This window comes from Ruegeria sp. BHSA163 (assembly GCF_059613365.1).
This window is the reverse complement of the sequence record NZ_JBXWSJ010000024.1, coordinates 49,411-74,459: the sequence shown is the minus strand read 5'-3', so window position 1 is coordinate 74,459 and position 25,049 is coordinate 49,411. Positions and strand designations below refer to the sequence as shown.

The window sequence follows — 25,049 nt, the reverse complement described above, 5'->3', positions numbered from 1 at the left end:
TCTGAATGGGGCGCGTGCCATGTCTTTTGCTTTTATCAATACGAATTTCTTTGGAAGAGAGTCGGCTCGCGGGATCGGAACGAAAATCGCCTTGATCTTCTGCCTCAGCACTGCACACGCAGCGCTCGCCCAAGATCAAGAAAACGCGCCGCCGCCAAAGGTTTCGATCGCCGCCGCCTATACCGAAGAGATCACCGATGAAGCAGTGTTCATCGGCCGGGCCGAGGCAATTGATAAGGTCGACATAGTGGCGCGTGTCAACGGGTTCCTCGACAGCCAGGCTGTAGAAGACGGAGCTTTGGTCAAAAAGGACGACCTGCTGTTTACAATCGAGCCTGACCTTTATGAGGCCACATTGGAAGCTCGCAAGGCCGATCTGGACAGAGCCGAAGCCAACCTTGAGCTCGCGAAAGTCGATCTGGCGCGTAAGGAAGAACTGTACAAGCGGGATGCAACACCCGAGTCCGAGCGCGACATAGCTCGCGCCAATGAGCTCGTCGCCGAGGCCGAAGTCAAAGCGGCAAATGCTGCCATTCAACAGGCGCAACTTGACCTAAGTTATACTCAGATACACGCCCCTTTTGACGGGCGTATCGGACGCGTAACAACCAGTGTTGGCGACGTCGTTGGCCCAACCAATCCACCATTGGTGAATTTGGTCCGCGAAGCGCCGATCTACGTAAATTTTTCTTTAAATGAGAAGCAGTTCACTACGGTTCTGGAGCAGGTAGGGGAGAACCCGGCCTCCTTAGCAGAAAGTAATAAGAGCCCGAATGTGCACGTCACGCTTCCAAATGGGACAGAACTGGACGAAACCGGGGAAATCGTTTTTGTGGACAACCGAATTGACCCGTTGACCGGTGCCATCACTGTACGAGCCGAGTTTGATAATGCTGATCGTCTGATAGTCGACGGGGCTTTCCTTAGCGTCCATATCGAAGCACTGGAACCGACGCTTCAAGTCCTCATCCCGCAGGCCGCCCTACAGCGTGATCAAAGGGGTGAATTCGTTCTGGTTGTTAACGATAAACAGATGGTTGAACAGCGATATATAACTACCGGTGATGTGGTTGGGTCGGCGATAATCGTTTCGGAGGGGCTGCGAGAAGGGGAAAGTGTGATTGTCGAGGGCCTCCAAAGGGTGCGTCCAGGAGTGGCCGTCGACGCGGTTGTTGCCACTGAACAGCCGGGAGAATAACTGATGTTCTCAGCCCTGTTCATCAGCCGGCCAAAGCTGGCGCTTGTAATCTCGCTCGTACTCACCATCATGGGTGGGATTGGCTATCTGGTGTTGCCAGTGGCCCAATTCCCGGACATTACGCCGCCAGTTGTTAGTGTCTCGACAACTTACACCGGGGCTAACGCGGAAACCGTTGAAAATACCGTTGCCGCGCCAATCGAAGCCCAGGTAAACGGTGTGGACGACATGATTTACATGACGTCGACCTCGTCGGACAACGGCAACTATTCATTGAATATCACCTTCGAGGTGGGCACCGACCCTGACATCGCCTCGGTAAACGTGCAGAACCGCGTGGCTCAGGCAATGTCTTCGCTGCCGACTGAAGTAACATCTTCGGGCGTAGTGACTCAAAAGGCATCCACAAATATGTTGTTGCTGGTCACTCTGACGTCGCCCAACGGCACATACGACAGTGTATTTCTTTCGAACTATGCCTCGATAAACCTAAAAGATGCCCTTGCCCGCATTCAAGGCGTCGGTAAGGCGGACGTTTTGACCAACCTGGAATATGCCATGCGTATCTGGATGGACCCGGACAAAATGGCTGCGCTTGCGATTACACCCGGGGACGTCATCAACGCCATTCGGGAACAGAATATCGAGGTTTCAGCAGGCTCGATAGGTGCGCCTCCAGTTCCTGAGGGGCAAACATTTCAGTACACGATCAAAACCAAAGGTCGGCTGACCTCGGCTGCAGAGTTTGGAGAAATCGTCATCAGAACCGGCGATGCAGGATCAATTGTGCGAGTTCGCGATATTGCGAGAGTAGAACTGGGAGCCGAATATTATCAGGCATCTGGATATTTCGACAGCGTTCCTGCAACTGTGCTTGGCATTTATCAAGCTCCAGGCGCAAACGCATTGGCGGTGTCGGATAGAGTCGAAGCCGAACTTGAACGCTTATCACGTGCATTCCCGATTGATGTGGAATATCAGGTGCCGTTCAACACCACTGATTTTGTCGAACAATCGTTGAGCGACGTGGTTTCAACACTGATCCTAACATTCATCCTTGTGATCTCGGTTGTCTTTATCTTCTTGGGCAGTTGGCGAGCGACAATTATTCCAGCAGTTGCCATTCCGGTATCATTGATCGGCACATTCGCTTTCTTACTTGCTTTCGGCATGTCGCTGAACACGATTTCTCTTTTCGCACTGGTACTAGCGATTGGTATCGTCGTTGATGATGCGATCGTTGTGGTCGAAAACGTTGAACGCATTATCGCCGAAGAAGGGCTGGCACCTGCCGAGGCTACGCGCAAAGCTATGGGCCAGATCACTGGACCTGTTATAGCAACCACTTTGGTTTTGCTTGCGGTCTTTGTACCAGTCACTTTCATGCCGGGTATTTCTGGTCGATTGTATTCTCAGTTTGCCGTTACAATCTCGACCGCGGTTGTTATCTCGTCGATCAACGCGCTGACACTTTCGCCTGCTCTTTGTGGCTTGGTGTTGCAGGCTCGTTCCGGACCTCCAAAGGGTCTTCTGGCCGTTTTCGAAGGTTTCATAGGTGGATTGCGTAACGGCTATGTCGCAATCGTTCGAAAATTGCTTATCGTACCTATCATATCGTTGGGCATCATCGCGGCGTTTGCGTTTGGCGGCGTGACTATTATGTCAAACACTTCCAGTGGCTTCCTGCCTTTAGAGGACAACGGATATTTGTTCGTGGATATCCAGCTACCGGATGCCGCCACATTGGAACGAACCGAGGCGGTTTCTGAACGGGTGGATGCACAGATACAACAGATCCCCGGAGTTGCGAGTACTGTTCTGATCAACGGTTTCTCGCTTCTAAATGGGACGATCACAAACGGATCCGCTATTTTTGTTAACCTCGATAATTGGGACGACCGGCAAGAGGACGATCTGAGCGCCGATGCAATTCTGGGAAAGGTCCTAACAATCGCAAACGGGGAGTCGGCGGCCTCGATTGTGGCCTTCAACCCTCCGCCTATTCAGGGTCTCGGAATGTCTGCTGGTGTTGAAATGGAGGTGCAGCAAACCGGAGGAGGAAGTCCGCAAGATCTGGCCTCTGCCGTTGGGTCTTTCGTCTACTCGGCCAATCAAAGGCCTGAAATCGGTCAGGCCTACACAACTTTCCGGGCAAATGTCCCTCAGTTATTTGTCGATCTGGATCGAGAAAAAGCGAAAACACTGCAAGTTTCCGTGGCCGAGATTTTCCAGACCATGCAGGCGCAGTTGGGGTCGTACTATGTCAACGACTTCAACCTATTCGGTCGGGTCTATCGTGTAATGATCCAAGCCGAAGGGTCATATCGCGATAATGTCGAGGATATCTCAAACCTGTACGTGCGATCGACGAAGGGCGAAATGGTGCCACTTGGAACATTAATTGACGTCGAAAATGTCTTGGGGCCCGTTCTGCTGAAACGGCATAACCTTTTCCGATCCGCCACAGTTACTGCGGTTCCGGCCGAAGGGTTGTCTACAGGCGATGCTATTAACGTGATGACAGAGGAATCGGCAACCGCCCTCCCGCCCGGATATTCGTTTGAATGGACTGGAACGGCGCAGCAGCAGCTTGCTTCTGGCGGCCTTGTGATCATTATTCTGGGACTTGCTGTTCTGTTTGGATACCTCTTTCTGGTTGGACAGTACGAAAGCTGGACCATGCCGGTTTCGATCCTGCTATCTGTGATCGTTGCACTGTTTGGGGCCGTTTCAGCCGTGGCCATCGTTGGTAGCGACATCAACCTCTACACACAGATCGGGATGATAATGCTTGTTGGCTTGGCCTCTAAGAACGGCATTTTGATCGTAGAATTCGCGATGGAGCAACGCGCGAATGGACTGTCGATCAAAGACGCGGCAGCTGAGGCCGCTCATCAACGATTCCGAGCCGTGATGATGACAGCCTTGTCATTCCTTCTTGGCGTTGTGCCGCTGCTTGCCGCCAGCGGTGCTGGCGCTGCCAGCCAAAAGGCAATTGGAGTTGCGGTATTCGGCGGAATGCTGGCTGCAACTTTATTTGGCGTCATCTTGGTGCCTGTGCTCTACGCCGTGATGCAGGGCTTGCGCGAATGGATCAAAGGCTCCAAAGGTGGCTCCGACAAGGAAGCCAGCGACGCTTTGACAGACGCATAGGGCTATAAATTCTTGGCGCCCCGTCCAGATGACGGGACGCTCGCCCATTTTTGGGCAATTGCTATTCGCAATGCTAATAAACGCACCAACCCAAAGGTTCAAAAGCATTTTCCGCCAGTCAGTTCCGTTGCGACTTGTCAGGTATTGATCCAACTGACACTATCCATGTTATTCAGAACTGGCACACGGAAGGGGAGAACCGGGCCATGATCGCTCTTTTGTTTGCGTTATTTGTCGCCACAATGGGCCTTAATTATTATGGCCGTACACAAGCAGGCACGACGCTTTTCCTGATAACGCTGGCGATGAGTATTTATTGGTTAAATTATCACGCCACTAGTCAGCTATCCATTCAACTTTAGGGTCCGAGCATTACCATGACACCTGAACTGTCCCGAACACTCAACGCCGTGGGAATGCTGGCTGTATGCTTGGTACTGGCGCTGGCTTACGGCTACCAAATTGCGCTTTATGAACTCCCCTGCCCGCTATGCTTGCTACAGCGCGTTGGCTTTGTCGCCGTTGGCGTCGGGCTTGGATTGAACCTGCTATATGGCTCTCGGCCACAACACTATGCAATCATGCTGCTTGCAGCGCTTTTTGGTGGCAGCGTAGCAATTCGCCAGATTCTTCTGCACATCGTGCCAGGTACCGGGCACTATGGCTCTCCAGTTCTGGGTCTGCATTACTACACTTGGGCGGCGATTTGTTTTTTTCTGATCCTTGTTGGAACAGCTGTCATGTTGATGTTCGAACGCCAGTATGCGTCCGAACCAAACACGGAACGATTTGGCGGAAACAAACTCGCACGTTTTGCATTTTTCACAATGTTGGGTTTGGCGGTGCTGAACGCCGCGTCAACCCTGATTGAATGCGGCCCAACTGTTTGCGCGGACCCACCAACCAGCTACAAATTGATTGACGAATTGGACAGCAACAACTGAGGATAGAACAACTTCCCAACAGGAGGCGCGAGCATGGGATTATTGGGGCAGCCGCTTGGCTACTATGACTACCTGACGTTTGTGGCGCTGATACTGCTGTTGGCGGCGGTTATGGCACTGTTTCTTTTCCTAATGGGGCTGCCTGGTCGAATTGCTATAAAACGCAACCATCCGCACGCCGAGGCCGTCAAAATCATGGGTTGGATGGGGTTTTTAGCAGTTGTCCCATGGGTGCACGCCTTTATGTGGGCATTTCATGATGGTGTAACCGTCGACATTCGCCGAGGTCCGGACGAAGAAAAGGACGCGATCCGCAAAGATATTGAACGTATGGGTGGCACCGTAAAAGAAGAGTACCAGCGCAAGTCCGGCGAAACCGAAAAGGGCTGAGGCTATAGAAAGAAACACACAATGCTTGTCGCCCTTGGCATAACCCTTTTTTATATCATTTTCGTCTGGTTCATCTTCTTCAAGATGCAGTGGCTGAAATTCAACATCACTTGGGGCATCGTTTCGTTCTGGGTTGGTGCCCACTTGTTGTTGATTTTTCTGGTTGCGCTACGGTTTTTCCAACCCTTTTCAGCCGACAGTCACGTCGTTCGTTCGACAATACAAATTGTTCCAAAACTGACCCAACCCACGATCTTGACCGAGGTTCTGGTCGAGCCCAACACTCAAGTCACCAAGGGAGATCCGCTCTATCGCTTCGACGACACTGTGTTTTCGTTGGCCGTCGACAACGCCAAAGCGCAATTGGTCACCGCAGAGCAAAACGCAAAAATTCTTGAACAGGATGTGATTTCTTCAACCGAAGCGGTTGAGCGTGCCAACGCGCAACTGGCGTATGCGCAAACGCAACAAGCTCGGTATGAGAACCTTGTACCGGCTGGAGGAGCTCGACAAGACGAACTGGATCGATGGAATGAACAGGTCACCGAGGATCAAGCGGCCGTAAAACAAGCGGAAGCAAACTTGCAAAAAGCTAACCTCGCGCTGGAATCTCAGATAGACGGCGTTAACACGGGTATATTGCAAGCGCAGGCGCAATTGTCAGAAGCTGAGTATTTCCTTGAAAACACTACGATTTACGCACCCGAAAACGGCATGATCGTTTCGCAGCAGGCCCGCCCCGGCTTGGTCGTGGGCGACGTCAGGCTTGGCGCAATCGCCAGTTTTGTAACTGAGGACGAGCCATACATTCTTGCTACATTTCGCCAGCAGAACCTGAAATTTGTCGAGCCAGGCCAACCCGTCGAAGTAGCGCTGGATCTATACCCCGGAGAAATTTTACCTGGCAAAGTCGAGGCGATTTGGTGGGCTACCCGCCAAGGTCAGTACCTTCCATCGGGCCGCCTTCCGGGTTTTGAAGTGCCGAAACTGCCAGGTCGGATAGCGGTACAAATCACGGTTGATGTGCCCGAAGGCCACACATTTCCAGCGGGCGGCCATGCCGCCGTAGCAATTTATACCGGTCAGGGGAAAAGCTTTGAATTTCTGAGACGCATTAACATCCGTCTCTATTCTTTTGCAAACTTTATCAGACCACTGGATATTTGAGGATGCGCTCCATGAAACTCCATTGGCTGATGGGCTCTGCAATATGCGTAGCTTCTCTTGTTGCCTGTGCCCCGGTTGGGCCAGATTTCGTTCGACCAAACTCTCCGGTTGTAAAACAATGGATCGAAGTAAACAGCCCAAACGCAAATGCCAGTGGTTTAACATCACGCAGCGCGCCGGTCGTCAAATGGTGGGAGACTTTTAACGACCCGACCCTGAACAAACTGATTGCGCAGGCATATTCACAGAACCTGAGCCTTCAGGTCGCCGGAGCCAGAGTTTTGCAGGCCCGCGCCCAGTTGGGCATAGCATTTGGAGAGCTGTATCCGCAGTCGCAAGCCATAGGTGGCTCGTTACAGCAGCGTCGGATCAGCGAAAACTTAGGACCGATCTCGGACATTCGACGCATTATCCCGTTAGACACCGAATTCTCAACTTCACAAGTTGGTTTTGACGCTCAGTGGGAGTTGGACGTTTGGGGCGCGCAAAGGCGCGGTGTTCAGGCGGCAAGATCCAACTTGGCCCTACAAGTTGCAAACTATGACGATGCTCTTGTAACGCTGACTGGCGACGTCGCCGCGCTTTATATTAATATTCGTTCATTACAAGAGGCACAGCAGGTCGCGCGCGAGAATATCAAACTGCAACAAGAAGCGTTGGACCTTACCGAGTTGCGCTTTAATAACGGAGTTACAACCGAACTTGATGTTCAGGAATCCACTGCGCTGTTAAACAACACTCAAGCTTTGGTGCCAGAGTTGGAAAGCGATCTTCAACAAGCAAAAAACACTCTGGCGGTTCTTCTGGGCACGACCCCGTCAAACATGTCGGGCATGTTGGGCGGTTCTGGTCGTATTCCGACTGCACGATCTAACGTAGCGGTTGGTGTTCCTGCTGAATTGTTAAGACGGCGCCCGGACGTCAGGGCCGCTGAGCTGGCTGCGGCAACACAATCCGCGGAAGTGGGAATTGCCATGGCAGATCTTTACCCGCAGTTTATCTTGTCTGGCGCTGTAGGATTGCAGGCTTCAGGCGGGCGGGACCTGTTCAGCTCTGGCAGTGGAACAGGGTTGGCCAACGCGGGTGTGGTCTGGAACGTGCTGAATTATGGCCGGATCAAGAATAACGTTCGCGCGCAGGATGCAGCATACCAAGCGTTGATAGCCAATTATCAAAACACCGTTTTAACCGCGTATTCCGAAGTCGAAAGCGCGATGGTCGCGTATAGCGAGGCTCGTAAACAAGTCGCTTTTTATCAGCGCAGCGTCGAGGCCTCACGTCGGGCTGCGGAAATTGCCGTGGATCAGTACCGCGACGGCATCGCCAGTTACTCGCGAATATTGAACACCCAAACCGCGCTATTAAGGTCACAGGCGAATTTAATCGAAGCCCGCCAACAGGTGTCGACCAATTTAGTTTCAATTTACAAGGGGTTAGGAGGCGGCTGGCAAATCAGGCAAAATCAGGAGTTCTTACCTGAAACTGTTCTTGCAGAAATGGCGTATCGCACGGATTGGGGAGATCTTCTGGAAAATACACCAACCCGCGCGAGCCTGAATTAACAACTATTTTGTCAAACCTCTAAGCCCACCCGAGATCAATATGTTGACCTCGTACAGAATGCGAGGCGCGGCCAGCCCGCCGGGGCTGGCCAAATAGTTGGGGCTCCATTCCGGGTCAAATTTCTGCTTAAAGGTTCGCAGTCCTTCGAAGTGATAGAATTGCTCACCATGATCGTAAACAAACCCGCCGATCCGGTTCCAGATCGACGCTAGCTGCCGATTTTCGATCCCCGAAAACGGGGCCGCCCCAAGTGAAAACCAGTGGAACCCTTGCTCTGCTCCCCAGGCCATCATTTCGGCAAAAAGAGCGTCCATGACAAAACTTGGGCTGTCTGGCTCGTAACGCATTAAATCCAAGGAAAGTTCGGATTTGTGACCACCCTGAAAGAGGTTGGCAAAAGCCAAGATTTGGTTGGTTTCCCGATCTCTTAATACCGCAAAATCAAAGTAAGATAAGTAATCATCATCGAACCCTCCCAGCGCAAATCCCTTCTCTTCTCCTGCTTTATGCTCAAGCCAGTGATCGGAAATTTTGCGCAGTTCCGGCAGAATTGGCGCCATCCGCTCTTTAGGAATTATTTCAAATACATAGCCTTCGCGTTCCGCCCTGTTCTTCGCCTGCCGAAAGCGTTTGCGAGACTTGCCGTCCAAAGAAAAATCTTTAAGCGGGACGCGGGCGACTTCTCCTATCTTTAAGATTGAAAGCCCGAGGTCCAGAAAGGTTGGAAGATACTTGGTCGATACACTATAAAACGCGCATAGTTTACCCTCTCGATCAGCGCGCTCACGCAATTGCCAGATTAGTTGAACACCTGCCGTCTCGTCTCCGACCGGTTCGCCTTTTGTGATCAAGGCATTGCCAGTATCGGCATATGCTAAAAACGCGGTTTCGTCCGAGGATATCAGAAACTGTTTGTCTCCGGTCAGGGCAATCTGAGCTTCGGTATCTTCGCATTCCAATGCAAGCCGCTCTACAACCGCAGGAATTTCCGTGCGCGCGGGTGTTGGAATTTCTCGCCCGAAAAGAGAATTTATGGCGACCACACCAAGGATCACGGCCACCGCAAGGCTGGATCTCAGGAACCGAGACGCATCCCCGTTCCAAGCAAAGTCCCACCAAAGCGCATTTTCGTATTCAACGTGAGAGTAAGCAAAAAGCCCAATCCAGAAGATCACCGCTAACAGGGCGACAACGCTGACAAGCCAAGGGATGTTCAGGCGAAAGATGGACGCTCCACTGACTCGATAGAACGCGCTTCGAAACATTGCAAGCAGACCAATCGTGGCCAGCATCGACAACGCCTCATGCGTGTCCAAGCCCTTGGCAAGCGACGCAAAAAAACCAGCGACCATTAGCAGCATGGCAACCACCCACGCGCGATACAGCTTGCGGAACAGCCCACGTGACACCAACAGCAGCAGCAAACCTATTGCACTGCCTGCCAAATGTGACGCTTCTACGAAGGACAACGGCAAAACTTCACGTAAAATTCCAAGGTTTTGTGAACTGGATGGCAACGCTCCGGACACGAGCATGATAGCGCCTGCAACAGCCGCGACACCGGCAGCGACCATTGGAACAATCGGGCGGATAACACGGTAAATCCAAGTCGCCGCTCCGCCGATGCGATGCCGTTGAGTCAGAGCGGATGCGATAGCTATGGACAACGTCGCAATAGCGAAAGGAAGAAAAGTATAGACAACCCGATACAACAACAGAGCTGCAATGACGTCCGATCGACCCGACGCGCCAAGGCCCGCGATCAAGGTTGCCTCAAACACACCTAAACCACCCGGAGCGTGACTGAGAATACCGATTGCGATTGCAGCAACGAAAATCGTGAAAAAATAGGGATAGCCTACACCGAGATCATCGGGCATCAGTACATAGAGCGTCATTGAAGCGCCAAAGATATCACCCAAAGCAGCAAGCGTGAGCAGGCCGGCCAGTTTGCCGCCGGGCAAGTTAAACCCGAGCCCAGCAAAACCGAACCTTCGCCCACCACGTGAAAGCCAGACGAACAAAACAGCGAGGCCAGTCAGCAATATTAGGCCTATCACGGTTTCCACCGTCTCACTAATGGGCAGGACCTTGGAAATACCGTCAGGATGCAGCGTCAGCAAAAGCCCCATTATCAGGACCAAGCCCATCCAAAACGCGATCCAAGAAGTTGCAATGACACCGGCTACTCGGCTCAGATCCAAGCCTAAAGACGCGTAAATTCTGTATCGGATTGCCGTGCCAGTTATGTATGAAAACCCAACACAGTTCGATACAGCATAACCGGTTGCGCCAGCCATTCCTGCCACAGGTAGAGGAACCTTTCCGTCCGCAACGCTCTGCACGGCGAAGACATCGTAAAGGGACAGTGAAAGAAAACTAAACGCGGTCCAACAGAGAGCAAAAAAAAGTGTTTGCCACCGTGTATTTGCAACGTCCGCGGTAACTTCGGACCATTTCACGTGTGCCGAAAGTTCGTGCAAAACAGCCAGCGCAATTAGAGTTACAAGCAAAGGTACAGCAACCCGGACAAGAGGCTTTTCAAGCAGGCCGGATGCTTTGTTCACCCAATCCGTTGATTGCGACTCGTCGGGTGCTGCTTGAGTGGTCATCGCAATAGTCCCGCCTTTGTCCCGTCCAACTGCCAGACGGTAACGACCCGCCAACAAGGTAAGTTTTGCACAAATCTCAAGGCCGTCAAAGCGTTACCATTGGTTCATCAAGATCGGCCCTTGCGAGTCGACAAAAGCAGATTTGTTTCTGACCGAGTGATCCCTTCCATCCGGCGAATTTGAAACAAAACTCCATCCAGTTCAGCCAGCGTATCCGTTCCGATCTCGGCGATTAGATCCCAGCTGCCGTTAGTAGAATGCACTGCCCGCACCTGTTGCATTGCAGCGATACGTGACATTATTCTCTCTGTCCCGCGACCTTCGATCCCCAACATCATCAGACCTCGTACCGGACTTTCCGCAACATTCTTGCGTGTCACCACTGTAAATCCTACGATTTCCCCAGACTGCTTGAGCCGATGTAGACGACTGCGCACAGTTGTGCGCGTTACCCCAAGCGTTTCGGCAAGTTCCGACAAGGACGCGCGGGCATCTCGATGTAGCGCATTTAGCAGTTTATTGTCCAAATCGTCCAAGATTGACTTCCATATCGGTTCATCCAGCTTCTTTTTGAGCACTTTGTTGTCTTCTCGCAACCCGCATTGCGTCGATAAAAGAACATATGGACAAAAAATCGCTGATCTTAGTTGGTGCGCCGATGGATTCCGGAAAACGGCGTCAAGGATGTCGCATGGGTCCAGATGCATATCGTGTGGCCGGGCTAGGGCAAGCCTTACGTGATCTTGGGCATGAGGTGGATGACGTAGGCGATACCGTACCGGACCCAGTCGAGATACCTTCCCACGAACATTTATACGCCTTGCCAGAATGTGTTGGTTGGACTCAAGCTTTGGGTCGAGCGGCACAAAATTCTGCCGTCCGGGGAATGCCAATTTTTATGGGTGGAGACCACGCTCTGTCTATGGGAACCGTCTCGGGGATGGCAGCGTACGCCAACAAGATTGGGCGACCCTTGTTTGTGTTGTGGCTTGATGCGCACAGTGATTTCCACACCCCCGACAGCACCAGCAGCGGCAATCTGCACGGCACACCCGTAGCTTATTTCACGGGGCAGTCAGGCTTTGAAGCCTTCCCTGCCCCTGCCGTACCTGTCCCCACTGACCGTGTTGGTATGATCGGGCTTCGATCCGTCGATCTGGAAGAACGAACCATTCTGGAACAGGCGCGCGCAATGCTGGCGGATATGCGCACGATAGATGAGCATGGGATAAAAGCTCCCTTGATCGCCTTTCTTGACAAAGTTCGTACGGCAAATGGCATCTTGCACGTTTCACTGGACGTTGACTTTTTGGACCCTGCCATAGCGCCAGCCGTCGGGACCACTGTACCCGGAGGCGCAACGGAACGCGAAGCGCATTTGGTCATGGAGCTACTACACGAAAGCGGTCTGGTGTGTTCGCTGGACCTTGTCGAGTTGAACCCGTTTCTCGATGAACGCGGTCGTACCGCAAAACTGATGGTCGACTTGGCAGCCTCACTTATGGGTCGCCGGATCTTTGATCGCCCGACCCGGAGTTTCTGATGCACTCGCTTCAATCACCGTCCGCAGTTGTTATGATCCGACCTCATGCATTTGCTTCCAATCCTGAAACCAGCCACGACAACGCGTTTCAAACTCTGGCGCAAACATCATCACAGGCAACTTCCTCTACTGCCTTGCAGGAACATGACGAGGCTGTGTACCAGTTGAGAGCTGCTGGCATCACTGTTCACGTTTTCGATGATCATGGGAATCTTGATACGCCAGACAGTGTTTTTCCCAACAATTGGTTCTCAACACATCCTGGCGGCCATGTGGCTATCTATCCAATGTTCGCGCCATCTCGCCGACGTGAACGGCGCGATGACGTAATCAAGCTGCTCAAACAAGAATACCGCGTTCAGGATGTGATTGATTACTCTGGTTTGGAACAGGACAACCTTGCGTTAGAAGGTACTGGCGCAATGGTTTTGGACCATGTCGGTCGCATTGCTTACACAGTTAAATCCAACCGTGCGGACCCTGTTTTGCTAGAAAGGTTTTGCACGCATTTCAACTATGAACCCATTGCTTTCCAAGCCAAGGAATCAGCCGGGCGCGACGTCTACCATACCAATGTTTTGATGGGTATCGGCACTCAATACGCGCTGATTTGTCTAGATATGATCCCGGACCAAGAACGACGGGCCACCGTTCGGGCAAGGCTTGAGGAATCTGGTCGCAAAATCGTCGAACTTTCGCACGCGCAAATCGCAGAATTTGCAGGCAATGCCATCGAACTTAATGGGAAAAATGGTTTGGTTCTTGCCTTGTCCAGCAGAGCCTTGTCGTCACTTACGCCCGAGCAGCTCTCTATCATTGAAAACAGCGCAAGACTGCTTCCGTTGTCCGTGCCAACAATCGAAACCGCCGGCGGTTCCGTTCGCTGCATGATCGCAGGCATCCACCTTTCCCGCCGATAGGAGTCAAATATGCAACCTTCCGATAAGGCTCTTGTCCCCTTTGTCTCCGTAGACAACATGATGCGGTTGGTACACCACATCGGTGTCGAAAAAATGATCATCGAGCTTGCCGCCGTGATTGAAGCGGATTTCAAACGCTGGGAAAGCTTTGACAAAACGCCCCGGATTCCCGCCCATTCGCCCCATGGCGTGATCGAACTTATGCCGACTTCCGATGGCGAAGCATATGGTTTCAAATACGTCAACGGCCATCCCAAAAACACATCCGAGGGCTTACAAACCGTAACAGCCTTTGGCCTACTGGCTGACGTTTACACTGGTTATCCTACTCTGCTGACAGAGATGACAATTTTGACCGCATTACGAACGGCAGCCACCTCTGCGCTAGTTGGCAGCTACCTGGCTCCTATAAACGCAAAAACCATGGCCATGATCGGCAATGGCGCCCAATCCGAATTTCAATGTCTAGCATTCAAGGCAATGTGCGGCATAGACACGGTGCGCCTTTATGACATTGATCCGAATGCGACCGTGAAATGTGCTGCAAACTTAAGCGGCAAGGGTCTCTCAGTGATATCCTGCAAGACACCCGAGGATGCTATTGAAGGTGCGCAGATCATCACCACCTGCACAGCGGATAAGAAATACGCCACAATTCTAACAGACAACATGGTTGGCCCAGGGGTTCATATCAACGCTATCGGTGGAGACTGCCCTGGCAAGACCGAACTGCACAAAGACATTCTTTTACGGTCGGACATATTTGTAGAGTACCCAGAGCAGACCCGCATCGAAGGTGAGATTCAGGCATTGGATGACGACTATCCAGTAACCGAGATGTGGCAAGTCATGGCAGGACAGTCGAAAGGCCGCACAGATGACCGCCAAATTACCCTATTCGACAGCGTCGGATTCGCGATCGAAGATTTCTCGGCCCTGCGCTACGTCAAACAGGCTATAGACGGAACGGAGTTCTTTGAACCTTTGGACATGCTGGCCGACCCCGACGATCCTCGCGATTTGTTTGGCATGGTAATGCGAGCTGTCTGATCTGGCAGAAACCGCTACTTTGTTATCTCGTCAAACGCTGTGCTTCCTGCGCGAGGCTCTTACAGACCAAGAATTTGGTCCAATCCAATCTGGCGACTTTTTTGATAGACGCCTGACTTCGTGTGCTTTCTCTAACTAGCTTGCGAGCGACGGTAGATAGAGCACGATGCCAGGGAAAGCGACGAGCAACGCTATTGTAACGGCATCTGCAACAAAGAAAGGCGTCACGCCTTTAAAAACGTCCTGAACGCTAAGGTCGGGACGAACGCCAGCCACAACAAAACAGTTGAGACCTATCGGCGGCGTGATCAAGCAGAACTCGGCCATTTTCACAACCAGTATACCAAACCAGATCGCACACATCGGTCCTGACATGCCAAAAGTGCTGTCTGCGGCACTTACCGCTTCACCTCCATTTAGGGCCATAACTGCGGGGTAAACAACGGGCAGTGTAAGCAGCAGCATCCCGATTGCATCCATGAACATGCCCAACACTGCATAAGCCAACAGTATGCATATCAGGATCAGCATCGGCGACATCTCTAACGACGTGATCCAATCCGAGAATGCGCCCGGCAGATCAGCGAAGCCTAGAAACCGGACGTAGATGAGCACGCCCCAAATTATGGCGAAAATCATAGCCGTTAACTTTGCGGTCTCAAGAAGGGCAGATTTGAACTCTTGCCACCGCATACCGTGGATCAAAGCGAAACAGAAGACGATGAAGGCACCGATCGCTCCGCCTTCGGTTGGAGTGCCCCACGCATCTTCGCCAAACGGGTTGTATACGAAACAAATTATGATCAGGATCACGGCGACGATTGGCAGTGCTCCGGGCAACGCCGCAAGACGTTGTTTCCAGGTAAATCCGGTCACAGGAGGACCCACGGTTTTGAAAATCACAGCTATGCCCACGATCAACAAGCCGTAGATTACCGCCGAGAATGCACCTGGTATAAAGCCGGCGAGCAACAATTTTCCCACATCCTGCTCGACAATAATGGCATAGATCACAAGTATCGCAGAGGGTGGAATAAGCGAAGCCAGCGTCCCACCTGCGGCGACAACGCCTGCGGCGAAACGTTTGTTGTAGCCGACAGATAACATCTCGGGGATAGCTATACGCGCAAATACTGCGGACGTGGCGACAGATGCCCCTGAAACAGCCGCAAATCCTGCGGTGGCAAATACAGTAGATACGGCTAGTCCGCCCGGGACCCAGGCGACCCAACGTTTCGCCGCCTCAAACAACGCGCGAGTAAGTCCGGCGTAATAAGCGAGGTAACCGATAAGGATAAACGTCGGGATCAAACTGAGCGTGTGAGAAGCGACCTTGGAATGTGGTACCTGCCCCGCCGTTTTCACAGCCACGGTCAGAGCCTTGCCAAAACGTTCTGGGTCATAGCCGAACTTTGCCCAAAAAATCCAGATTAGTCCGACAAGCCCCGCCAGAGCCGCAGCAAAAGCCACACGCATCCCCGTGACCACCAGAACCAACAGACCACCCGTGACCCAAAGCCCGATATCTATCGTGTCCATGAGTTACGAGCGCCTTTCAAACTGTTCAGCTTCGGCAGCTGCCTGAGCTGCTGTGTCCTGAATCAAGGGCACTGCAACTGGATGCTCCAGACCCAGAACCAACGCCTTTCCATACCCCCAGATTTGTAAGATCAGACGCAGGCAAAGCACTGAAAAAGCTATCGGAGCCAGAAGCTTGGCGGGCCAGAGTGGAATGCCGATGTCGATTGAGCTATCGCGGCTCCAAAAAGGTGCACTGAAATCAAAGGACCGTTCAAAATGCGACCAGCTGCCCCAAACGAGGGCAAGCATAAGAAGCAGGATCAGAACAACCGAGATAGTCTCAAACAGCCACAGAGAACGCCCGTGCAATCGTGAGATCACGATATCCATACGAATATGCCCGCCGTCGCGTTGCACAAATGAAATGCCGAGGAATGCTATCAACGGCATAGCCTGCTCGATCCAGTCAACATAGCCAGGCAGCGGCGCGTTCAGCGCATTTCGTCCACTGACCGACACAACTGCCAGCGCCATAAGGCCAAACACAGCTATACCACTTAGCAGAGCCAGAAATCGTTCAAGCTTCAATAATTTTTTATCCAGACGGCTTATCAGGCTGCCGTCTTCTAACACCGTTGCCTGTCCCGCCATATAAGGTGATCCCTCAAGTCCAAGTGGCCGGGCGTTAAAAAACGCCCGGCCCTTACGGTCAGTTACCGCCGCGTTGCTGTTTCAAGGTCGCTTGAACAAGATCATACAGGTCTTGCGCCGGTAGTCCTTGTGCCGACATATCAGCAATCCATTGCTCGCGGATTGGATCGGCCGCCTTGGCGCGGAATTCTTCGATCACAGCGTCATCAATGGTTACTTTCGTAACGCCCTTCTCCTGTAGAACACTGTCCCATTTTTCAAGCAGGCCAGCGTAATTAGCCAAGTAATGATCAATTGCCTCATCTATAGAGCTATCAAGCGCTTCACGATGTTCAGCCGGCAAGGCTTCATAAGCATCGATATTGACGACGACGGGACAGTTGACTGTGCCAGGGTTTAAGTTAGCGGTCCACCAATCAGCCTCGTTGATCGTGCCAAATGACAAATGCGCGTGCTGCGCAAAAGCAACTGTGTCGACTACACCAGACTCCATAGCGTTAAATGCCTCGGTCGCAGGTACAGAGGTCGGAACGCCGCCAACGGCTTCGAAAGCTTTCCCGAGCCCTCCTGTCGCGCGGACGCGCATGCCGTCAAACTCGGCAAGTTGATCCCTTGGGTCGCCGGTACCAACGAGGTTGTACTGTGGCATTGGCGAGGTCATAATAATGCGGGCATTCCACTGGGCCATCTCGTCTTTGACTGCTGGGTGGTCATAAACCGCATGGCTGACCGCCACTTCTTCGTCCAGATTATTCACGCCCAGAAATGGCAACTCCAAAACAGTAATCGCGCGGTTCTTGTCTCGGTGGTAGCCTGCGCAGAACTGCGCCATTTCAAATGCACCAATTTCGATGCCATCCAGATTTTCACGCGGTTTTGAAAGCCCACCATAGCTTACGTTGATGGTGAAATCCCCGTTGGTTTTCTCGTTAACCAGTTCAGCTAATCTCTCCACATGCTCAGTAAAAGCACGCCGCTTGCCCCATACCGAAGCGTTCCATTCGGTGGCTGCGGCCTCTGTAACGAACGCCGTTGCTATGACGCCCACGGCAACACCGCTAAACATCCTGTTCATATTGGTCTCTCCCTTATGTGCGCCCCTTCTTCGGGACGCTTATATTCGAAGCTAGCGCTTAGTCTGGAATCTGCCAACCCCCGCTCGTTTCAGCGTGTATTCGACCTCATCACCGATCAAGAGTCAGTCAAGATTGGACGGTCGAGTCAACAGAGCGCAAAATTCATGACATCTACCTCGTTGTTTTTTATCGTTTTTTCAAATATTTCTATGATTTTTTTACAAAATTGACTTAAATCAAAAAACTTGTTTACAAACTAATCCAAGGATTACCGCAATTTATTTATTTATTTTCACAATCCCGTATTATTCGAGTAGGGGAGAAACGGCTCGACATTGCCTGATCGGCGGGCAAAATCGAACCGATATATTCCAAATCAGAGGGAGGAGCCTCAGAAATGAACACCGCTGCCCAGGCAGATGCCAAGACCTATCCGCCATCCGCAGAAACTATTGCGCGCGCGCATGTCAATGCCGAACAGTATGCAAATATGTACGCTGCATCCGTGAGTGACCCCGCGACTTTTTGGGGAGAACACGGCAAACGGATCGATTGGATCAAGCCATATACTCAAGTCAAAGACGTCAACTATGACTTCGGGTCGGTAAAGATCAACTGGTATGCCGACGGCACATTGAACGTTTCGGCCAATTGCCTGGACCGCCACTTGGAAACCCGCGGTGATCAGACAGCGATAATTTGGGAGCCAGACGATCCCAATGACGCAGCCCAGCACATAACCTACGCTGAGTTGCACCGCCGCACCTGCAGGATGGCTAACATCTTGGAATCGCTTGGTGTTCGCAAAGGCGAGCGTGTTGTAATCTATCTTCCCATGATACCAGAAGCAGCTTATGCAATGCTGGCTTGTGCCCGAATTGGCGCAATACATTCGATCGTTTTTGCCGGTTTTTCACCCGATGCACTGGCTGCTCGGGTCAACGGTTGCGACGCAAAAGTTGTCATAACTGCGGACGAAGCTCCTCGCGGGGGACGCAAGACTCCTTTAAAATCGAATGCGGACGCTGCATTGCTGCACTGCAAGGACAGTGTGAAATGCCTTGTGGTCAAACGGACAGGCGGGCAGACGACTTGGATCGATGGCCGGGACTACGACTATAACGAAATGGCTCTGGAGGCTGACGACTATAGCGCTCCGGCTGAAATGAACGCCGAAGATCCGTTGTTCATTCTATATACGTCCGGTTCAACTGGTCAGCCAAAGGGTGTTGTGCACACCACAGGCGGATACTTGGTTTACGCATCCCTTACACACGAAATCACATTTGATTACCAGGAAGGTGATGTCTACTGGTGCACGGCAGACGTAGGTTGGGTTACTGGACACAGTTATATCGTCTATGGCCCACTGGCCAACGGCGCAACGACGCTGATGTTCGAAGGGGTCCCGACTTTTCCCGACGCGTCACGGTTCTGGCAAGTTTGTGAAAAACACAAGGTAAATCAATTCTATACGGCTCCAACCGCAATTCGAGCCCTGATGGGACAAGGGAACGAATTTGTCGAAAAGTGCGACCTGAGCGACCTCAAGGTTTTGGGCACCGTCGGTGAACCTATCAACCCTGAAGCCTGGAATTGGTACAATGAGGTCGTTGGTAAAGGGAACTGCCCGATCGTAGATACCTGGTGGCAGACCGAAACCGGCGGTCACCTGATGACCCCCCTGCCCGGTGCACACGCGATGAAGCCCGGCTCGGCCATGAAACCATTTTTTGGCATCGTGCCCGTCGTTCTGGACCCGCAATCCGGCGTCGAGATCAGCGGAAATGGCGTCGAAGGAGTGTTGTGCATTAAAGATAGCTGGCCCGGACAAATGCGCACCGTCTGGGGTGATCATGAGCGGTTCGAAAAAACCTACTTCTCGGACTACAAAGGTTACTACTTTACAGGAGATGGGTGCCGTCGGGACGAAGACGGTGATTACTGGATCACTGGCCGCGTTGACGACGTAATCAACGTCTCAGGCCACCGCATGGGCACGGCCGAGGTAGAAAGCGCGCTGGTTGCACATGCCGCCGTTGCCGAGGCTGCCGTTGTTGGTTACCCCCATGAAATCAAAGGACAGGGTATCTATTGCTATGTCACTTTGATGAATGATCGAGAGCCAAGTGATGAGCTTCTGAAAGAACTTCGCACTTGGGTGCGAACCGAGATTGGACCGATTGCCAGCCCAGACGTTATTCAATGGGCCCCGGGCCTTCCCAAGACCCGTTCAGGTAAGATCATGCGCCGCATTCTGCGGAAGATTGCCGAAAACGACTTTGGCTCGCTTGGCGATACGTCGACCCTCGCTGATCCGTCGGTTGTCGAGGACCTTATCGAAAACCGAGCAAGCAAGTGAGGGCGCGATGGAAGCTGCTGCGACCATAACACCGGCCGTTCTGATCCTTCTCGGCCCTCCGGGTGCCGGGAAGGGAACACAGGCGCGAATGCTCGAAGACGAATTCGGGCTGGTGCAACTCAGCACCGGTGACCTGCTGCGAGCGGCTGTTGCTGCGGGAACAGAGGCTGGAAAAGCAGCGAAGGCCGTGATGGAGGCTGGCGAGCTTGTAGGCGACGAGATTGTCATCGCAATTCTGCGCGACCGCCTGGCGGAACCGGATTGCGCCAAGGGCGTCATTCTAGACGGTTTCCCTCGCACCACGGTTCAAGCCCAAGCACTGGATCAGTTGCTGTCGGAAACCGGACAGAAAATTAGTGCAGCTATCAGTCTAGAAGTCGATGATGCCGAAATGGTTACGCGTATCTCGGGTCGCTACACCTGCAGTATGTGCGGAGAAGGCTACCACGATACGTTCAAAGTACCGGTGGCCGAAGGCAAATGCGACAAATGCGGCCACGCAGAATTCACGCGCCGTGCCGATGACAATGCAGAGACCGTCGCGTCACGTCTTGCAGCGTATCACGAGCAGACGGCGCCGTTGATCAGTTATTACCAAGATCATGGCGTTCTGAAAGGCCTGAACGCCAGGGGAAATATCGAAGAAATCACTGGCAATCTCAAAAGGATAGTGAGCGACGCGATGAACTGAGGGAATAACGCCCGCCCTGAATGAGGGCCGAATTCCTAAACGAATACTTCAACGGAACCGCCTCGGCGGATCGGAGAAGTTATGCCTGATGCCGGTCAGCAACCGGCACAACGAAATGCGGCCTCGCGCGTAAGAGTTTGAGACGCGGGCCGCCCAAGGAGGAAGCGAAGGAGGAACCCGCAATGGCGGATCAATCAACAAACTCCGCGCAGAGTGCCGAAGCTGACAAGGGCTATTGGCAGGCAAATCTGCGTCTCATTTACATCAGCCTCGCAATATGGGCGCTGGTTTCGTTTGGATTCGGCATACTGCTGCGTCCGTTGCTGTCCGGCATTGCCGTGGGCGGCACCGATCTGGGCTTTTGGTTCGCCCAACAGGGTTCGATCCTGGTCTTTCTGGTGCTGATCTTCAACTACGCCTGGCGCATGAACAAACTCGACGCCGAACATGGCGTTGAAGAAGAATAAGGGAGCGTCGGGACAATGGATCAGTTTACCATCAACCTGCTGTTTGTCGGTGCGTCTTTTGCGCTGTACATCGGCATCGCGATCTGGGCCCGCGCGGGCTCCACATCGGAATTCTACGCCGCCGGCCGCGGTGTTCACCCGGTCACCAACGGTATGGCGACAGCGGCAGACTGGATGTCTGCGGCCTCTTTCATTTCGATGGCGGGCCTTATCGCCTTTACTGGCTACGACAACTCGACCTTCCTGATGGGGTGGACCGGTGGCTACGTGCTGCTGGCTCTGCTTCTTGCGCCTTACCTGCGTAAGTTCGGCAAATACACCGTCTCGGAATTTATCGGCGACCGTTTCTACAGCCAGACCGCACGCGTCGTTGCCGTGATCTGTCTGATCGTTGCATCGGTGACCTACGTGATCGGTCAAATGACCGGCGTTGGCGTGGCCTTTGGCCGCTTCCTTGAGGTTTCGAACACATCCGGTCTGCTGATCGGTGCCTGTGTCGTGTTTGCATACGCGGTGTTTGGCGGGATGAAGGGTGTGACCTACACCCAGGTTGCTCAGTACTGCGTGCTGATCACCGCCTACACAATCCCGGCAATCTTTATCTCTTTGCAGCTGACCGGCACGCCAATCCCAGCGCTGGGTCTGTTCGGTGACACCGCCAGTGGAGAGCCCCTGCTGACCAAACTGGATGCGATTGTGACCGAGTTGGGCTTTGCGGACTACACTGCCCACCACTCGAACACTTTGAACATGGTGCTGTTCACACTTTCGCTGATGATCGGTACGGCTGGTCTGCCGCACGTTATCATGCGCTTCTTTACCGTACCTCGCGTGTCGGACGCGCGCTGGTCGGCTGGATGGACGCTGGTTTTCATCGCTTTGCTGTACCTGACCGCCCCCGCGGTCGGCGCAATGGCGCGGCTAAACATCACCGATATGATGTGGCCCAACGGTGGAATCGATGGCGGCGCTGTTTCAGTAGAAGAGATTGACAATGATCCTCGCTATGACTGGATGGCCACATGGCAGAAAACCGGCTTGCTGGATTGGGAAGACAAAAATGGCGACGGCAAGATCCAGTACTACAATGACAAGAACGCCGACATGCAGGCTCTTGCAGAGGAAAAAGGCTGGGTCGGCAATGAGCTTACAAAGTTCAACCGCGACATCCTGGTTCTGGCCAACCCCGAAATCGCCAACCTGCCCGGTTGGGTGATTGGTCTTGTTGCTGCTGGTGGTCTGGCTGCCGCGTTGTCAACCGCAGCTGGACTGTTGCTCGCGATTTCGTCTGCCGTGTCTCATGACCTGATCAAAGGTGCTATCAATCCGCAGATCTCAGAAAAAGGCGAGCTTTTGTCAGCGCGGATCGCAATGGCTGTGGCTATCCTTGTCGCAACATATCTGGGTCTGAACCCACCCGGGTTTGCGGCGCAGACGGTTGCGTTGGCTTTCGGTCTGGCGGCAGCCTCGATATTCCCGGCACTTATGATGGGAATCTTCTCGACCCGCATTAACAACACAGGCGCGGTATGCGGTATGCTGGCGGGTCTGGTCGTGACCTTGGTCTACATCTTCCTGCACAAAGGATGGCTGTTCATTCCGGGCACCAACTCGTTCACCGACGCCGACCCACTGCTTGGTCCAATCAAATCGACCTCGTTCGGTGCAATTGGTGCCATGGTGAACTTTGGGGTCGCGTATGTTGTGGCTGGTATGACCAAAGAGACTCCGCAAGAGATCAAGGATCTTGTCGAAAGCGTTCGCATTCCCCGTGGAGCAGGCGCTGCTCAGGATCATTGAGCGTGACGCGGCAGCGAGGTATCCTTGTCCTGCCGCGTCCATCGACTGACTGCTCCCGCCCGGCACCCACCCGGGCGGGACTTTTGTTTCTGACACACGGAGAAATCTGATGCCCCTGTCCCAAGACGAGATCACCCGATTTCTAAAGTCCGTTCACCCCTATGATGCCCTGCCTGACAGCGCAATAGAGGATGTAGCGAAGCAAATTGAAGTTTGGGAAACAGACGAGGATTTCTCGGTTTACGAGTTGGGCCACACCCTGCCCGGCTTGTTTCTAATTTACGAAGGACTGATTGAAATCACGGACGAAAACGGTTCGGTGGTATCGCGTCTCGGTTTGCGGAATTCGTTCGGAGAGCGTGGACTTATCAAAAACGGCAAGGCAGCGACCAACGCCCGGGCACATTCGCCGTCAGTATTAATCGTTTTGCCATCTGACTTGGTGAGCGAGTTGATTGCCAATCATGATGTGGTTGCAAAGTTTTTCAATCGATCGCGCAGTCAGCGTAGCGGCCCACAAAGTCTGGCGACCAGTTCCATCGATGTGTTGATGGCACGCGATCCGGCCACGTGCCCACCAGATACGCCCGTGCAACAGGCCGCAAAGATTATGAGGGACAAACATATCTCTTCAATGTGCGTGACTGATAGCGGTGACTTACAAGGCATCGTGACACTACGTGATATCGCTGAAAAGTTCGTAGTCGACGCAATGGATCAAAACACTCCAGTATCCTCGATAATGACACCCGACCCTGTCACTTTGTCCCCATCTGATATTGGCTCTGATGTCCTGCACGTGATGATGGAACGCGGGATCGGCCACATCCCGATTTCTCAAGCTGGCCAACTTGTTGGCATTGTGACACAAACCGATTTAACGCATTATCAGGCCGTCAATTCAGCCGAGTTGGTTCGGCGCATCTCGCGCGCCGATACAGCCGAAGAAATGGCGAAGGTCACTGAAGAAATACCTCAATTGTTGGTTCAATTGGTGGCCGGTGGAAACAGGCACGAAGTCGTAACGCGCCTGATTACAGACATTGCTGATACCACGACTCGCCGCTTGCTGGCATTGGCCGAAGTTGCATTGGGCCCACCACCCGTGCCGTACTTGTGGCTGGCTTGTGGCTCGCAAGGGCGGCAGGAGCAGACCGGCGTTTCTGATCAAGACAATTGCCTAATATTGGATGATGCCGCAAATGAATCCGACTTTCCTTATTTCACAGCGCTCGCAAAATCAGTCTCCGATGGGCTGGACACTTGCGGTTACTTCTTTTGCCCGGGAGACATGATGGCAACAAATCCACGCTGGTGTCAGCCTCTTGGAGTGTGGAGGGAGTATTTCAGAGGCTGGATCAAGACACCGAACCCAGAGGCGCAAATGCTGGCCTCGGTCATGTTCGACCTACGTCCTATTGGAGGAGCCTTCGAGCTGTTTGCAAATCTTCAGGCTGAAACGCTTGAGGCGGCAAACAGTAATTCGATATTTGTGGCCCATCTGATCTCGAACTCGCTAAAACATACTCCACCTTTGGGTCTTTTACGTGGCTTTGCCACCGTTCGGTCAGGCGAACACAGAAACACTTTGGATTTAAAGCACAATGGTGTCGTTCCCGTGGTCGATCTTGCACGCGTATATTGCCTGCAAGGTCAATTGAAAGAAACCAATACCCGTGCACGGCTGAAGGCTGCTGAAACTGCTGGAGTGCTTAGTCATTCGGGTGCGCGGGATCTACTGGACGCCTATGATTTGATTGCTCAAACCAGACTGGAACATCAAGTCAGACTGGTAAAATCAGGTGAGGCGCCAAACAATTACCTGCCCCCATCGGATCTGTCGGACTTTGAGCGAAGTCATCTTCGAGACGCCTTTGTTGTGATAAAAACCATGCAATCCGCTGTCGGGCACGGAAAAGGGATGCTGGGCTGAGCCGTTCA

The 25,049-nt window shown here is 52.8% G+C and carries 20 protein-coding genes; 15 read left to right on the top strand and 5 right to left on the bottom strand.

The window, feature by feature from the left end:
- The first annotated feature begins 19 nt into the window (after window positions 1-19).
- The 7 genes from AC2FNV_RS12885 (at window position 20) to AC2FNV_RS12855 (ending at window position 8,414) form a co-directional block, all read left to right on the top strand.
- The gene (locus AC2FNV_RS12885; RefSeq protein ID WP_170475490.1) at window positions 20-1,198 is read left to right on the top strand and encodes an efflux RND transporter periplasmic adaptor subunit; all 1,179 of its coding nucleotides are present in this window, start codon (window positions 20-22) and stop codon (window positions 1,196-1,198) included.
- 3 nt (window positions 1,199-1,201) lie between these two features.
- The gene (locus AC2FNV_RS12880) at window positions 1,202-4,351 is read left to right on the top strand and encodes an efflux RND transporter permease subunit (protein WP_496773482.1); all 3,150 of its coding nucleotides are present in this window, start codon (window positions 1,202-1,204) and stop codon (window positions 4,349-4,351) included.
- A gap of 206 nt (window positions 4,352-4,557) precedes the next feature.
- A complete protein-coding gene (locus AC2FNV_RS12875) occupies window positions 4,558-4,713 on the top strand; it encodes a DUF5993 family protein (RefSeq protein WP_170608214.1) in 156 nt (51 codons plus the stop codon).
- 15 nt (window positions 4,714-4,728) lie between these two features.
- Window positions 4,729-5,295, top strand: coding sequence for a disulfide bond formation protein B (locus AC2FNV_RS12870; RefSeq protein WP_170476565.1), 567 nt, complete (start codon window positions 4,729-4,731; stop codon window positions 5,293-5,295).
- Between the two features lie 33 nt (window positions 5,296-5,328).
- Window positions 5,329-5,685, top strand: coding sequence for a DUF3302 domain-containing protein (locus AC2FNV_RS12865; protein WP_170475495.1), 357 nt, complete (start codon window positions 5,329-5,331; stop codon window positions 5,683-5,685).
- 21 nt (window positions 5,686-5,706) lie between these two features.
- Complete coding sequence (locus AC2FNV_RS12860) at window positions 5,707-6,852, top strand: HlyD family secretion protein (RefSeq protein WP_170608216.1); 1,146 nt, start codon at window positions 5,707-5,709, stop codon at window positions 6,850-6,852.
- Between the two features lie 11 nt (window positions 6,853-6,863).
- Window positions 6,864-8,414 (top strand): efflux transporter outer membrane subunit, encoded by a 1,551-nt coding sequence (locus tag AC2FNV_RS12855; RefSeq protein ID WP_254442437.1) that lies wholly within the window; start codon window positions 6,864-6,866, stop codon window positions 8,412-8,414.
- A gap of 3 nt (window positions 8,415-8,417) precedes the next feature.
- Here the strand turns inward: AC2FNV_RS12855 and mprF are convergent, their stop codons facing one another.
- Window positions 8,418-11,027: a bifunctional lysylphosphatidylglycerol flippase/synthetase MprF gene (gene mprF, locus AC2FNV_RS12850; RefSeq protein WP_170608370.1), complete on the bottom strand. Its 2,610-nt coding sequence runs from the start codon at window positions 11,025-11,027 to the stop codon at window positions 8,418-8,420.
- Window positions 11,028-11,134: 107 nt separating this feature from the next.
- A complete protein-coding gene (locus tag AC2FNV_RS12845; RefSeq protein WP_170476567.1) occupies window positions 11,135-11,563 on the bottom strand; it encodes an Lrp/AsnC family transcriptional regulator in 429 nt (142 codons plus the stop codon).
- 86 nt (window positions 11,564-11,649) lie between these two features.
- On the opposite strand from AC2FNV_RS12845, the gene rocF reads away from it, so the two are divergent.
- From rocF to ocd, 3 genes are read left to right on the top strand one after another with little or no spacing between them, the layout of a single operon-like run.
- Complete coding sequence (gene rocF, locus AC2FNV_RS12840) at window positions 11,650-12,570, top strand: arginase (RefSeq protein WP_170608220.1); 921 nt, start codon at window positions 11,650-11,652, stop codon at window positions 12,568-12,570.
- The gene (ctlX, locus tag AC2FNV_RS12835) at window positions 12,570-13,490 is read left to right on the top strand and encodes a citrulline utilization hydrolase CtlX (protein ID WP_170608222.1); all 921 of its coding nucleotides are present in this window, start codon (window positions 12,570-12,572) and stop codon (window positions 13,488-13,490) included. The genes rocF and ctlX overlap by 1 nt, the downstream gene beginning before the upstream one ends.
- 9 nt (window positions 13,491-13,499) lie before the next feature.
- A complete protein-coding gene (gene ocd / locus AC2FNV_RS12830; protein ID WP_170608224.1) occupies window positions 13,500-14,540 on the top strand; it encodes an ornithine cyclodeaminase in 1,041 nt (346 codons plus the stop codon).
- Window positions 14,541-14,675: 135 nt separating this feature from the next.
- Here the strand turns inward: ocd and AC2FNV_RS12825 are convergent, their stop codons facing one another.
- The 3 genes from AC2FNV_RS12825 to AC2FNV_RS12815 are packed head-to-tail and all read right to left on the bottom strand — an operon-like array spanning window position 14,676 to window position 17,787.
- Window positions 14,676-16,079, bottom strand: a complete 1,404-nt coding sequence (locus AC2FNV_RS12825) for a TRAP transporter large permease (RefSeq protein WP_496773477.1) — start codon at window positions 16,077-16,079, stop codon at window positions 14,676-14,678.
- A gap of 3 nt (window positions 16,080-16,082) precedes the next feature.
- On the bottom strand, window positions 16,083-16,712 hold the full coding sequence (locus tag AC2FNV_RS12820) for a TRAP transporter small permease (protein WP_170608228.1): 630 nt from the start codon (window positions 16,710-16,712) through the stop codon (window positions 16,083-16,085).
- A gap of 58 nt (window positions 16,713-16,770) precedes the next feature.
- Window positions 16,771-17,787, bottom strand: coding sequence for a C4-dicarboxylate TRAP transporter substrate-binding protein (locus AC2FNV_RS12815; RefSeq protein ID WP_170608230.1), 1,017 nt, complete (start codon window positions 17,785-17,787; stop codon window positions 16,771-16,773).
- A gap of 398 nt (window positions 17,788-18,185) precedes the next feature.
- On the opposite strand from AC2FNV_RS12815, the gene acs reads away from it, so the two are divergent.
- From acs to AC2FNV_RS12790, 5 genes are all read left to right on the top strand, one after another.
- Window positions 18,186-20,150, top strand: coding sequence for an acetate--CoA ligase (gene acs / locus AC2FNV_RS12810; RefSeq protein ID WP_170608232.1), 1,965 nt, complete (start codon window positions 18,186-18,188; stop codon window positions 20,148-20,150).
- A gap of 7 nt (window positions 20,151-20,157) precedes the next feature.
- Entirely contained in the window at window positions 20,158-20,841 is a 684-nt protein-coding gene (locus AC2FNV_RS12805; protein WP_496773475.1) for an adenylate kinase, read from the top strand.
- A 182-nt stretch (window positions 20,842-21,023) separates the two neighbouring features.
- Window positions 21,024-21,308 carry a DUF4212 domain-containing protein gene (locus AC2FNV_RS12800; RefSeq protein ID WP_170475518.1) on the top strand — a complete coding sequence of 95 codons (285 nt, stop codon included), beginning with the start codon at window positions 21,024-21,026 and terminating at the stop codon, window positions 21,306-21,308.
- A gap of 15 nt (window positions 21,309-21,323) precedes the next feature.
- On the top strand, window positions 21,324-23,108 hold the full coding sequence (locus AC2FNV_RS12795) for a sodium:solute symporter family protein (protein WP_170475519.1): 1,785 nt from the start codon (window positions 21,324-21,326) through the stop codon (window positions 23,106-23,108).
- 109 nt (window positions 23,109-23,217) lie between these two features.
- Entirely contained in the window at window positions 23,218-25,041 is a 1,824-nt protein-coding gene (locus AC2FNV_RS12790; protein ID WP_170608236.1) for a DUF294 nucleotidyltransferase-like domain-containing protein, read from the top strand.
- Window positions 25,042-25,049: the final 8 nt, after the last annotated feature.

Excerpts from the sequence above, each read along its gene's own strand:
- AC2FNV_RS12885 (WP_170475490.1), top strand. The coding sequence starts at position 20 with ATGTCTTTTGCTTTTATCAATACGAATTTCTTTGGAAGAGAGTCGGCT.
- AC2FNV_RS12880 (WP_496773482.1), top strand. The coding sequence starts at position 1,202 with ATGTTCTCAGCCCTGTTCATCAGCCGGCCAAAGCTGGCGCTTGTAATC.
- AC2FNV_RS12875 (WP_170608214.1), top strand. The coding sequence starts at position 4,558 with ATGATCGCTCTTTTGTTTGCGTTATTTGTCGCCACAATGGGCCTTAAT.
- AC2FNV_RS12870 (WP_170476565.1), top strand. The coding sequence starts at position 4,729 with ATGACACCTGAACTGTCCCGAACACTCAACGCCGTGGGAATGCTGGCT.
- AC2FNV_RS12865 (WP_170475495.1), top strand. The coding sequence starts at position 5,329 with ATGGGATTATTGGGGCAGCCGCTTGGCTACTATGACTACCTGACGTTT.
- AC2FNV_RS12860 (WP_170608216.1), top strand. The coding sequence starts at position 5,707 with ATGCTTGTCGCCCTTGGCATAACCCTTTTTTATATCATTTTCGTCTGG.
- AC2FNV_RS12855 (WP_254442437.1), top strand. The coding sequence starts at position 6,864 with ATGAAACTCCATTGGCTGATGGGCTCTGCAATATGCGTAGCTTCTCTT.
- mprF (WP_170608370.1), bottom strand. The coding sequence starts at position 11,027 with ATGACCACTCAAGCAGCACCCGACGAGTCGCAATCAACGGATTGGGTG.
- rocF (WP_170608220.1), top strand. The coding sequence starts at position 11,650 with ATGGACAAAAAATCGCTGATCTTAGTTGGTGCGCCGATGGATTCCGGA.
- ctlX (WP_170608222.1), top strand. The coding sequence starts at position 12,570 with ATGCACTCGCTTCAATCACCGTCCGCAGTTGTTATGATCCGACCTCAT.
- ocd (WP_170608224.1), top strand. The coding sequence starts at position 13,500 with ATGCAACCTTCCGATAAGGCTCTTGTCCCCTTTGTCTCCGTAGACAAC.
- AC2FNV_RS12825 (WP_496773477.1), bottom strand. The coding sequence starts at position 16,079 with ATGGACACGATAGATATCGGGCTTTGGGTCACGGGTGGTCTGTTGGTT.
- AC2FNV_RS12820 (WP_170608228.1), bottom strand. The coding sequence starts at position 16,712 with ATGGCGGGACAGGCAACGGTGTTAGAAGACGGCAGCCTGATAAGCCGT.
- AC2FNV_RS12815 (WP_170608230.1), bottom strand. The coding sequence starts at position 17,787 with ATGAACAGGATGTTTAGCGGTGTTGCCGTGGGCGTCATAGCAACGGCG.
- acs (WP_170608232.1), top strand. The coding sequence starts at position 18,186 with ATGAACACCGCTGCCCAGGCAGATGCCAAGACCTATCCGCCATCCGCA.
- AC2FNV_RS12805 (WP_496773475.1), top strand. The coding sequence starts at position 20,158 with ATGGAAGCTGCTGCGACCATAACACCGGCCGTTCTGATCCTTCTCGGC.
- AC2FNV_RS12800 (WP_170475518.1), top strand. The coding sequence starts at position 21,024 with ATGGCGGATCAATCAACAAACTCCGCGCAGAGTGCCGAAGCTGACAAG.
- AC2FNV_RS12795 (WP_170475519.1), top strand. The coding sequence starts at position 21,324 with ATGGATCAGTTTACCATCAACCTGCTGTTTGTCGGTGCGTCTTTTGCG.
- AC2FNV_RS12790 (WP_170608236.1), top strand. The coding sequence starts at position 23,218 with ATGCCCCTGTCCCAAGACGAGATCACCCGATTTCTAAAGTCCGTTCAC.